The sequence below is a fragment of the Polaribacter sp. Hel1_33_78 genome, assembly GCF_900106075.1.
In the GTDB taxonomy this organism is placed as follows: domain Bacteria; phylum Bacteroidota; class Bacteroidia; order Flavobacteriales; family Flavobacteriaceae; genus Polaribacter.
Genome location: NZ_LT629794.1, coordinates 1,048,380 through 1,060,836 on the forward strand (window position 1 = coordinate 1,048,380; position 12,457 = coordinate 1,060,836).

The window sequence follows — 12,457 nt, forward strand, 5'->3', positions numbered from 1 at the left end:
TGCCTTCATTTCTATTACATAAGCACCAGACTTAGAACCTGTAATAATTTTAAATCTTATGATACAGAATCATTGGGACTAAACCTTGCTTAGTATCTGCATGGTTTGTAGTTATAGCAGAAACACTGTTACCTCCAGAAATTATAGAGGTCATCACTTCATTTTGACGATTAAAATAAATTTGACACGTCCCTTTGAAATAATCTACCCTTTTAGAGCGCTTACAATCAATAAAAGTAAGCTAAAACAAAAACCACTTGCCATTGTTTTTAAATATTTTAATTAATAATTATTTTTTTTGATGATTCATTGCCATCACTTTTAAGTCGAACTAAATAAATTCCTTGATTAAGAGAGTTTACGTTTATAAGATATTCATTGTTTTGAGCACTGTTAAAACTAGTTTTTATAATTTGTCTTCCAGAAATATCAAAAACTTCTACTGTTAATTTAGTGAAAATTTCTTGAGTAGTTATTTTAATTCCTTGTCGTTTTGCATAAAAAACTTTAATATTTTCAATCAAAGTATTTTTTGAATTTAGGGTATAATTACAGCCATTAAATACATTGTAAATATTTTGTTCAGAACTTAATATTGTTTGAATTCTATTATTATTTGCAACAGTTCCACAATTGCTATCAGGAGTTTCTTCGTTACCCCAACCTTGACCATTTAAAAATTTATATTCAAAAGTAATTGGGTAATCGGCGGGTGTTGGTAACCTCAATGTTGTACTATAAATGTTTTCATTTACGTCGGATAGATTAAAGTTATCTGGGCTCCAACCATTAAATTCTCCAGCCATATAAATACCATCTGCGGAAATGCTGGATTCATTGGACATGTCAACATTAAGAGTTACTGAAAATCCAGTACCTTCTGGATTACAACCGTTAAAGGGAACAGTTTCTAGTATTACATCATTTCCAGAATCATTTATGTAAATAAAACGATTTCCATTTGAAGGTGCACAAGGGTAACTTGCCTGTTCTTCTGTACCCCAAGCATTTCCATTTAAAAATTTATATTCCTGCCAACCAGGATTTAATTGAACAACTGTTGAATATATGTTGGTATTGCTCTCTTGTGTCAATTCGTTAGCGTCTGTGGACCATCCATTAAGCGAGCCTGCCAGATGAACACCGTTTTCACTTATAGTTTCGTTGGACATATCAACTCTTATAGTAACGTTTACTTGTGAAAATATAGGAGTATTAAAAAATAATACTATTAATAATAATTTGATTGTGTAATTTTTTTTCATGAATTTAAATTTAAATAATTAATATATTAGTGTTTGAATTGCATGTGAAGCAATTGATAATGATACTTCACGATTATTTACAATTAATTTATAGTTGATTTCGCTGTCAGTTTTGTTCATTACAACAGTTGTTATTTTACCATCTAAGTTTTGAAAACTGGTGGATTCTAAGGTACTTCTTGTACAAGTAGTACTAATTCTTTTGGCGTTAGGTTTTATAAATTTGGAAAAGTGACCTATGTAATAATAAGATGGTGTATAAATAAGTTCCTTAGTTCTTAAATCAGCATGAATAGGAGCAAAGCATAAATTGTTTACGTGATTTGGCCCTCCAGTTTGATCTAACAGAATATTCCAATCTGTCCAACCAACAGTACCACTGTTAAAATCGTTAATCATTGAGCTTCCATAACGCTCTGCGTTAGACCATCTGTTATAATGATTTTCATCAAATGACTCTTGACACCCTTCAGTAAATAATAAATTCTTATCTGGATAAGATTCTTTTATATTTTTCAGATTGTCATATTTAGGTTCTCCGCCAGTCCATGTTTCATACCAATGAAATCCAATTCCCCAAGCATATTTTGAGGCCTCTGGGTCATCAAAAATGGTGTTGGCTCTATGTGATATCAAATCTCTATTATGATCCCAAACCACAATATTTTTATCTTGGAAACCTACTTTTTCGAAAGTTGGACCTAAATAGTTTTTTAGAAAATCTTTTTCTTCTTCTGCCGTGTATATGCATGATTCCCAACGTTGTTTTGCCATCGGTTCATTTTGTATCGTAACTCCCCAAATAGGAATTCCTTCTTTTTCGTATTCTTGAATGAATTTCACAAAATAGTCTGCCCAAGGTTGGTAGTATTCTTTTAAAAGTTTACCACCTTGTAACATATTTTTATTTGATTTCATAAAGGCGGGCGGACTCCATGGGCTAGCGTAAAAAATCAAATCTTCACCAATAATTTTTTGTGCTTTTTTAATCATTGGAATGCGATGTCTTAAATCTCTACGAATAGAAAAACTTTTTAATTTAGGGTCATTATCATCTACATAAGTATGACTCCCTGAACTAAAGTCACAACTGTGAATACTCGTTCTTATAATATTATAATTATTGCCAGTATTTCCATAATAGGCAGTCAATAATTCTTCTTGTTTGTTTTTAGGGAGTTTTGCAAAAACTTCTGCAGAGGCGTCTGTAATAGCACCACCAATTCCTAAAAAAGATTGAAATTGTTTCTTTGGATTTACTAAAATTGCAATTTCAGTTTCTAAAGGCTGTTTCATATCTGTAAACACCTTTTTATCTGTTAGAGAAATCTTTAAATTAGTGTTTTCTGTTGTGGTGTATATTGTTAAATTTTTTGCTTTAAATTCTTCTTTTTCAGGTTTTAATTCTTCTTTCTTTTTGCCAAAACAAGACGTAAGAAATACAATACACACAATATAAATTGTTGTTTTTTTCATAAAAGATATTTTTAATTTACCAGACTAATGTTGCCACTGAGCCTGCTGATAGGGTCATGGAAATTGGTTCTTGAGTGACATTAATATTAAAGGATTTTTGAATATCTGTGTTATTTAAAACAATAACTACAATTTTATCTTCAGGAGTTAAAAAAGCGACATTAGGTAACTCTAGAGATGTGTTACTTTTAATTCTTATTGATCCTTGAGGTACGTATTTTGATGCATGTGCAATTATATAAAATGCTGAGTTTTTTGTTACATTATTTCCATCAATAGTTAATGCCCCTAAACATTCTGTACAACCACCATTTGTAAATGGTTTATTTTCTGGGTCGGCTGCAAGATTCCATTCTAAAATGGTTTTACTCCAATTTCTTGATGCACCGATTATTAGTTCGCGAACATGCCAACGAATATCCGCAGGGAAATCTCCAGGCGCTTGAACCCATTGTTCTGTAAAATAAACATCTTTATCAGGATGGGCATTTTTAACAAAACTCATATTGTCTATTGTACCAGCATATAAATGAAAAGCAGAACCAGACACATATTGTTTTATGTTATTATCATTTAAAATTGAAATAGGGTAATTAGGATTGTCTAAATTATGGTCAAAAAGAATAATTTTAGTGGTTATTCCTTCTGTAATAAATAATGGACCTAAATGATTGCTAATAAAATCTTTTTGTTCATTGGCTTCCATTAACATACTAGGATTATTATATGGGTTTTCTGGTTCATTTTGAACGGTTATAGCCTCAATAGCTATGCCTTCATTTTGCATTGCCTCTATATATTTAACAAAATAAGTAGCATAAGAAGTATAATATTGATTTTGTAATTTACCACCAATTGAACTTCCGTTTGTTTTCATCCAACTTGGTGCGGACCAAGGAGTGGCTAAAATTTTTATACTAGGATTGATTGCTACAATATCTTTTAAAACAGGTATTAGATTGGAGTTATCCGCAGATATTGAAAAGTTTGTTTGATTTGTATCCGTTTGCCCTGGAGGTAAATCGTTGTATGAAAAAACGTTTGAATCTAAGTCTGATGCACCAATACTTATTCTTAAATAACTTACACCGATTCCGTTTTCTACAGAAAATAACTCCTGTAATAATTCATTTTTTGCTGATGAAGACATAGCGTTGATATGCATTGCACTTCCCCCGGTTAGTGTAAAACCAAAGCCATCCATTGATTGATATGTTTCATTTTCTGAAACATTTATGGTAAAATCAGTATTATTTCTAATAGGAAAAATATTGCTTTCTTGCTTAGTAAGTAAATTTAATTTATCTGGTGTTGTCAAATAAAAACTCGCAGAAACTTGCTCAATTTCTGGGGGAGGATAGGTTTTAAGTGTTGCGTCTTCACAAGACGCTAAGGTCACGACAACCATGAATAATGTAAATAGTTTTATCATTATTTCGGTTTTTTTTATAATTTTCATTTTTTATAACTTTAATTATTGTTTTTCAAATAGATAGGTGCCACTATTGAAATTATTTTCTAATTCTATTGTTACCTCATAAGAGCCATCTTCAGTAATATTAATGATATTTGAACCACCTCCATTAATTAGATTTCCACTTAAACTATTTGGTGTATCAGAACCAAAATCTAAATCCCAAGGGCTAATGAATTTCATATCATAGTTGGATATTAAATTCGTTGTAATTTTATAAGTATTTGGGTGCACGTAAGTCATAACTAATTCATCACGAGTATCCCAATCGTTCCAATGAAATAGTTTTAAATTATAATATGTCCAAGTTAGTTTAGCAGCATTAAAATCAAAATATAATTTGAGTGATCTATCACTATTTAAGGTAAAAGATGCATTTGAGTTTTCTAAAAGAAGTACATCGTCAGAAACTTTATCACCATTTGGTGTATTTGAATTTGCTAAACTTGATGCAATGGAATAACTTTCTCCTGAGCCATCTGCTAAAGAATTTAGAGTATAGGAAGTAGAGGCTTGCATTGGTATAAATTCATCTAATTGAAAGGAATCACCATCTTTTGAGAACTCTTTAATCATACTTCCATTTTCAAATAGGAATAAAGAATTTGGAGCTGTAATTGGATTGATTATGGTGTTATCTCTTTCAAAAGTGTAGAAATATCCATTTGAGTTGAGATTTAATGTAACTATAAATTTACCTGTTTCATTAGAAGGGATATCCTCAAAGCTCACACCTTGTGAAGCTGCATCATTTTCAAGAATAACTGTATTTTCAGAACCTACAATTCTTTTTATTAAGTAAGCCCAATCACCATTTGCTCTAAATACAAAACCGCCAGTATTTACCAAATTAACTGAGTTTTGCCAAATACCTTGGCCTATATAATTTAATGATTCATCACCACCCCAACCTCCTGAGATTGGGTTACCGACCATACCAAAATAATCAATCTTTAGTAATTCATAAGTGTTATTATCGAGATTAATTTTAATTCTATAAGTGCCATCTAATTCTGCAGTAATTGGATTACCAGCTTTTTCTATTGCAGCATTTTTCCCACCATATTGTAAGCTGGGTACAGAATTTTCACTATAAAATTCAAAGGTTCCACCAGCTTTTAAACTCGTGTAAACTTCGTGTATATTGGATAAATTACCATTAGCATCAGTTAATCTTTTAAGTTTTATTGCATCTTCTAAATTCCCGTTATCTTCAGTTGCGCTCCCAGATAAGAAAAGTTGATTTGGTATAATTTCATTTTCAAATCTTTTAATTTTTATGATACTAGATACTCGAGTTGACTTACTTAAACTATTTGCCTTTACACTCCATATTATTTCTGATTCTTGATTGGCAGGATAGCCTGCATAAGATAATATTTCGTCAATTTTTTGATATGAAATTATTGCAGTAAGGTCTTTACCGTTACTTGCAGAACTAAATTCATATAAAGGTTTACTGAAATTAGTATCACTTGTTTCATGAATAGAAACCTGATATGAAACCCCAAATCCAACCGAAGATTCTGCTGCTAACCAGCTAAAAGTAATAGTTTCATTTGGCGTTATTTGGTCTAGTACAAAGCTTTGGTTATTTTCTGGAAGTTCAATAACTGGAGTACTTAATTCCCATAAACCTTCAGGTTCTAAATTACTTTCTTGCTCACATGAAATTATAAAAAAGGAAGTTACTAGAAGTAAGATTATATTTTTACTGAATTGTTTCATTTTTAAATCTTTTATAGTGGGTTTTGAACTAATGCAGGATTTCTATCCATCTCTTGCTGAGGTATTGGAAGTAATTTTTTTGCTTCGGTTATATTATAATTTATGGGGTTACCTGTTCTTAAATCAATTTCTACTAAATTATTCATGGTAGTCATTAATTGTTTGTTTCTAATTAAATCATCCCATCTATGTCCTTCTAAGAATAGTTCTAATCTTCTTTCTTTTAAAATTATATTCCTTAAAATATCTTTTGATGATTGTTGTGCTTGAGTTAAGTTTGGCAGTGCAACTCTGTTTCTAATTCGATTGACTTCAATTACAGCTTGACTCAGTTGATTAGATTCATTTAATGCTTCAGCTTTTATCAATATAATATCTCCAAGGCGAAGTAAATATTGACGGTCTGCACTTGCAAAACCATTGGCATTTTTCCATTTATAAGAAAACGGAATTGAAGTTCCTGAAATATTCCCCCAATATTCATCAACCCAATTCACGCTTTCAAATAATATTGAGGCATTTTTTCGAATATCATCTCCTTCATCATTAAAGGTATTAACAATATCAACAGAGGGAGTTACAAATTTTCGCCAAGAATCTCCAGAAATTGAAGGTGGTAATAATAATTGAGGTCCGTAATTGCCTTCATTTCCACCTAAGTATTGTATTTCTATTATAGATTCAGCATTATTGTAATTATTACTATCAAATAATTTTGGATATTCAATTAACTGGTAATTGGCTTCGCTATTTTCTAGTGCATCAATAAAGTTTAAAACCTTAGTGTAATTTGGAGCAGGTCTTTGTATTTCTACTTTAGCACCTAATGCATTTGCAGCACCTGAAGTTGCACGCGCTTTGTTAATACTTGCATCGTTGCCATAGGTGTCTGGTAAAAGCGTAACTGCTATTTCTAAATCTTCTATTATTTGAGTATAAACTTCATCAATAGATGCTCTAGCAATATTAACATCTTCGGCATTTGTAGATACTATTGTTTTAGTGATTAGTGGCACACCACCCCAAAGTTTTACCAGTGTAAAATAATGGTAGGCCCTAAGAAATAAAGCCTCCCCTTTAATTTGTTTTTTTCTTTCTTCGGTAAGTGTAGCGTCAGAAATTAAATCTACTCTTTCTATTACTAAGTTAGCTTTTGATATTGCATTATATATGTTAGACCAGTGTGTAAATAATCTTGAATGCGTGGGTGTTATTCCTAATAAATCTATCTGAAAAATTTCTGGATTATCACCACCTGCATAATTATTATCAGACCTTACGTCTTGGAATAAGATATTATCCCAAACATAATATTCAGAAGACTGAAAAGATTCGTAAGCACCTACTAATGCAGCTTCTATTTGATTTTTTGTTTCATAAGCATTTCCGCTTGTTTCCTCAGAAATTGGACTTAAATCTAAATAGTCTTCACAAGATGAAAAAAAGAATATTTGAAATAATATGAGTATAGTTAATTTATATATTTTCATAATTCAGAAATTTTTAAAACTTAAAATTTAAAACTTGCACCTAAAAGAATATTTCTTGTTTGTGGATAGGTGCCAAAATCAATACCTCTAACAGTATTGCTACCTCCAAAAGCATTTACTTCAGGATCCAATCCAGAATAATTTGTAAAAGTGAATAGATTTTCACCAGTAGCATAAATTCTAATTGAGTTGATATTTAATTTCTTAATAATAGATTTAGGTAAATCATAACCAAGAGTAATTGCTTTTACTCTCATATAAGAAGCATCTTCTATAAATCTTGTTGATATTCTAGAATTATCTGTATTACCAAAACTTGCTCTAGGAATATTTGTGATGTCTCCTGGTTGCCTCCATCTATTTAAAACTGAAGTCGATTGATTTTTAGGATCTGACATACCTTCTAGCTCAATTCTTGTAGCATTTAGCATATCATTTCCTTGTGAACCTTCTAATAAAATTGATAGATTTATACCTTTATATGAAATTGAATTAGAGAACCCATAGATAAAATCTGGATTGGCTTCACCAATAATTGTTCTATCTTCTGAAGTAGGAGTAAAAGTTGAATTTCCATTTTTATCAACATAATATGCATTACCAGTTTGTGGATCTACACCGCCAAAAATATAACCATATAAGACTCCTAAAGATTCTCCCTCTCTAACCAAACTAGCTTCTCCTCTTCCGCCAGCAATCCCTCCTTGAAATAATTCTTGACCCACTAAATTAATTACTTTGTTCTTGTTCCAAGAAATATTGAAGTTTGTTTTCCATTTCAGATTTTCTTTATCAATATTTACGGTATTAATACTAAATTCTAAACCTTTATTTTGAAGTTCACCAATATTTTGAATAGCATTATTAAATCCCGATGATGTTGGTAAAGGAGCATTTAATAGTAGGTCTTTAGTATTTTTAATGTAAGCATCTACTGTTAGGTTAATTGTATTCGCTAACATTGAAATGTCTATTCCAATATTGGTTTGAGCAGATTCTTCCCATTTTAATTTAAGGTTTTCTATGGATGCAGGGAATGTTCCTGGTTGCGCAGTGCCACCAATAGGATAGTTAGCTCCACTACCAACTCTGCCTAAATAAGCATAATTCGTAATTTGATCATTACCCACTAAACCCCATCCAGCTCTTATTTTAAGATCATTTATAAATGAAATGTTTTCCATGAATTTTTCATTAGAAATTCTCCATCCTGCAGAAAATGAAGGAAAATACCCCCACCTGTTTTGAGGTCCAAAAATACTAGAACCATCTATTCTTAAGTTTAGAGTTAATAAATATTTATCATTAAAACCATAATTTACTCTTGAGATAAAAGAAGCATTTGCTTTTTCAGATTTTGTTGCAGAAGCATTAAATATTTCTGAACCACCATTTGGAGTGGTAACACTTTCAGTAGCAAAATTTCTTGTTTCTATTGAATTATTTTCCCATAAGAATTTTTGAGTAACAGCACCTATTAAGCCTTCTATTTTATGTTTAGAAAAATCTTTTTTGTAGCTTAAGGTATTTTCTATGATGTAAAACTTATTGCTATTTGTATTGTTTATTGATTGTCCTTTTATTGCTCTACCATAACCCGTTCTAACAGGATCTAGAAAGGAATCATAAATACCGTTGAAATTATCTACCCCTAAATTCACTTTATATGTGAAGTTCTTTAAAAACTGTGCTTGTAAATATAAATTTCCTAAAAAACGTTGACTATTATATTCTCTTTGTAAACCATCTGTTGAAGCTAAAGGGTTTTCCCAATTTTGAAAAGGATTACTGGTATAAGAACCATCATCGTTAAAAATATCAATAATACTAGGTGTAGTTAAGGCGCCTAATAAAACCCCTCCAGTATTTACATTATTATTTTCATTTACATCCACATCTCTGTATGAGGTATAAGCAATTCTTGAACCTACTTTTAACCAATCATAAATTTCTTGATCTAAATTAATTTTAAAATTAAATCTTTCTAACTCAGCACTTCTAACAGCTCCTATTTGAGCGGTATAACCTGTAGATATGTAGTAGTTTGTTTTTTTGCTTTTACCAGAAACAGACAATTGATAATTCTGAGATAAACCATTTTGAAAAATCTTGTTTTGCCAATCTGTAATGGCAGTAAAATTTTCCCAATTGGTATTTAATCCCATTTCTGTCATTAAATCTCTATATTGCTCACCATTCAAAACCGGTAGGGTTTTCCATACTTGAGAAAATCCTGTGTAGGCGTCAAAAGTTACCAAAGGTTTAGATGTCTTTCCTTTTTTAGTAGTAATTAATACAACTCCATTTGCACCCTGTGCTCCATAAATAGCAGTGGAAGATGCATCTTTTAAAATAGTTATTGCGTCTATATCTTGTGGGTTGATAGACCTTGTACCCGTTGTTGGCACACCATCAACAACATATAAAGGTTCACTACCTGCGTTTATGGAGTTAGTTCCTCTGATTCTTACACTAAAACCTTGAGAAGGCTTACCAGAACTTGATAAAACCTTTACTCCTTTGGCTTGGCCTTGTAAAAGAGCACCCAATTGACTATTTCCTCTAGACTCTAAAGTTTCTGCCTTAACTGTTGATACACTACCAGTAATATCTTTTTTTACCTGTGCACCATACCCAACAACAACTATTTCATCGAGCTGTTCAGCATCTTCTTCAAGTATAACCTCTACAAACGTTCTTCCATTTACATTTATCTCTTTAGTTTTCATCCCTAAATAACTAAATATTAAAACAGCATTGTTTGGTATGCTTTTTTTAAATTTGAAGACACCGTCAAAATCTGTGGTTACCCCATTTATTGAACCTTTGAGAACTACAGATACTCCAAAGAGTAATTCATTTGACTTATCTGTAACTTTCCCTTGAAGCGTTGTTTGTGAATATGCAAAAGTTGAAATGACTATAATTACTAATGAAAGTATTAATTTTCTAATCTTCAAACTTTCATTTACATTAAATGTATTCATGATTAATTTTATAATTATCATATAGTTTATGCTTATTTAACTTTATTCTAGAGTATTTTAACTTTCGAGTAAAATTAAATAAGTAGGTGAGTTTAAAAAGAAATTAAATAATAAAAAGTAGTGTTTTGTAGTTTATTTTTTATTTAAATAAATGTAATTGAAGTAGTTATATATTATTGTTGATTTAATAAAGTAGTAAGTTTATAAATCTTAGTAGTGTTTAAATAAATAAAATAAAACTATTTATTCTAAGATATTTTTTTTACTTCATCTTCAAAATTATCTCTAGTATGTAAAGAATTGTTTTTTAGTTTTACTCTGTAGTTGTAAATGGTACTTACGGAATATCTTAAGATAGTTGCAATTTGATCGCTATTATTTATGCCTAATCTAATTAGAGCGTAAATTCTTAATTCAGTATTTAAAAGTTCCCCTTTTTTTAATGTTACCTGTTTGTCTTTTTTTAATAGTGTATTAAATTGTTCAATAAAATTTGGATAAATATGCAAGAAGGATTCATCAAAGTTTTTATGAAATATTTTAATTTCAGTATCGATAACTTGTTTGGACTCTGTTATTTTTAATAATTCATCTATTCTGTCTAGTTTGATATGTTTTTTTACCAACTTCCTATACAAATCTAACTTATTAATATAGTCTGAATATAAGTTTAAAAAAGTACCAACATATTTTTCCTTAACTAAATCAGCTTTTAAAAGCTTTTGATACAAGTCTTTTAATTCATTATTTGAATTATTTAGTTGGCTATTTAAGTTTTTTAGTTCTGCATTATTATTTTTCAATTGTTTTCTGGCAATAGATAGGTTTTTATTTTGTTTGTAGATAAATATTAAAGTAAAAAACAAGAAAGCAGCTAGAGCACTTATAAAATATAGTGAATTGGTAAGTTTATTTTTCTGATGATCACTTTGCTTTTCATAAGCTTCAGTAATTAGAGTTAATATTTTTGATAAATTAATGAATCTTAATTTCGAATTAAAAAACTTAGCATCATCTAAAGAAAAATTAATATACTTATGTGCTTTGTATATTTTATTCTCTTTATAGAATATCATTGCAAGCTTTGATAAGGAAGCGTTATCTTTTACTGAAGCTTCAATATCAGAAATGGCAGAGAGTATTAAATATTTTTTTTCTTGAGTTGTATTTTTAGCCAATTCATATAATAAAGACCTTTCAAAAGTAATTAATGAAAATAATCGAGTTCCACTTTTTTTACCCTTAATGCGTATTTCGTTTACCTTTAAAGCTTCATCCAATTGTCTATTATCTCTTAACTCTTTTTCTTTTAGTCTTAAAATTTCATCAGAACTTTTTGGAAGTATGTTAGATAGAGAATCTTGATATTTATTATACAATTGATAATAAATATCTTTATTCTTTTGAATAGAGGAATAATAACTAAGTTCAGAATAACCTTCTTTTAAAGAAAAGAAATAACTCGAAAGTAATTCAGAAGGGATTTTTTTTCTTTGAATTTCATTCAAAATATCTAAAGATTCTTTATATCTCCCAGATTCCATTAGAATTTTTGCAATTAAAATTTTCGATTCAGAAATAAATAAGGGGTTATTTATTTTACTTGCTAATTTTTGGTTTTCTAAAGAATAATATAAGGCAGCATCAAAGCTATAATACTCAAGTTCGTAAATAAGTTTTTTTGTAATAAGAAATCTTGTTTCATCCTTTAGAAGCGAGTCAGCCAATATTGTTTTGTAATTGTCAATTGTTTTTTCTTTACCATTGTCAAAAATCAAACGATTGTTCATCTTAGATTCTAACGTTATTAATAACGAATCTATATGATTAGAAGCATACGAATAATTTGCTAAAAGAGTAAATACCAGAAAAAACTTAAACATAAATGTATTACTGATTAATGGTCACAAAATAATATTAAATTATTAATTATGGCTATTTAATTTTAACTAAAATTAATTCGAATTGATACATAAAATGCTTGTTTTCAAAGCTCTTTTTGAGATGAATCTTGTTTTTGTATTATTTTTTTATTCT

Annotated in this window: 7 protein-coding genes; all 7 read right to left on the reverse strand. The window is 29.8% G+C overall.

Annotated elements, in window-relative coordinates; genetic code table 11:
• Positions 1 to 278: 278 nt before the first annotated feature.
• Positions 279 to 1,265 carry a T9SS type A sorting domain-containing protein gene (locus BLT88_RS04505; protein ID WP_091953276.1) on the reverse strand — a complete coding sequence of 329 codons (987 nt, stop codon included), beginning with the start codon at positions 1,263 to 1,265 and terminating at the stop codon, positions 279 to 281.
• An 18-nt stretch (positions 1,266 to 1,283) separates the two neighbouring features.
• Positions 1,284 to 2,741 (reverse strand): glycoside hydrolase family 30 beta sandwich domain-containing protein, encoded by a 1,458-nt coding sequence (locus BLT88_RS04510; protein WP_091953277.1) that lies wholly within the window; start codon positions 2,739 to 2,741, stop codon positions 1,284 to 1,286.
• A gap of 16 nt (positions 2,742 to 2,757) precedes the next feature.
• Complete coding sequence (locus BLT88_RS04515) at positions 2,758 to 4,200, reverse strand: glycoside hydrolase family 30 beta sandwich domain-containing protein (RefSeq protein WP_197675652.1); 1,443 nt, start codon at positions 4,198 to 4,200, stop codon at positions 2,758 to 2,760.
• A 15-nt stretch (positions 4,201 to 4,215) separates the two neighbouring features.
• On the reverse strand, positions 4,216 to 5,943 hold the full coding sequence (locus BLT88_RS04520) for a SusE domain-containing protein (protein ID WP_091953279.1): 1,728 nt from the start codon (positions 5,941 to 5,943) through the stop codon (positions 4,216 to 4,218).
• An 11-nt stretch (positions 5,944 to 5,954) separates the two neighbouring features.
• Positions 5,955 to 7,433, reverse strand: a complete 1,479-nt coding sequence (locus BLT88_RS04525) for a RagB/SusD family nutrient uptake outer membrane protein (protein WP_091953281.1) — start codon at positions 7,431 to 7,433, stop codon at positions 5,955 to 5,957.
• A 20-nt stretch (positions 7,434 to 7,453) separates the two neighbouring features.
• Positions 7,454 to 10,420 (reverse strand): TonB-dependent receptor, encoded by a 2,967-nt coding sequence (locus BLT88_RS04530; RefSeq protein WP_091953282.1) that lies wholly within the window; start codon positions 10,418 to 10,420, stop codon positions 7,454 to 7,456.
• Positions 10,421 to 10,668: 248 nt separating this feature from the next.
• Positions 10,669 to 12,303 (reverse strand): DUF6377 domain-containing protein, encoded by a 1,635-nt coding sequence (locus BLT88_RS04535; protein WP_091953284.1) that lies wholly within the window; start codon positions 12,301 to 12,303, stop codon positions 10,669 to 10,671.
• Positions 12,304 to 12,457 lie beyond the last annotated feature (154 nt).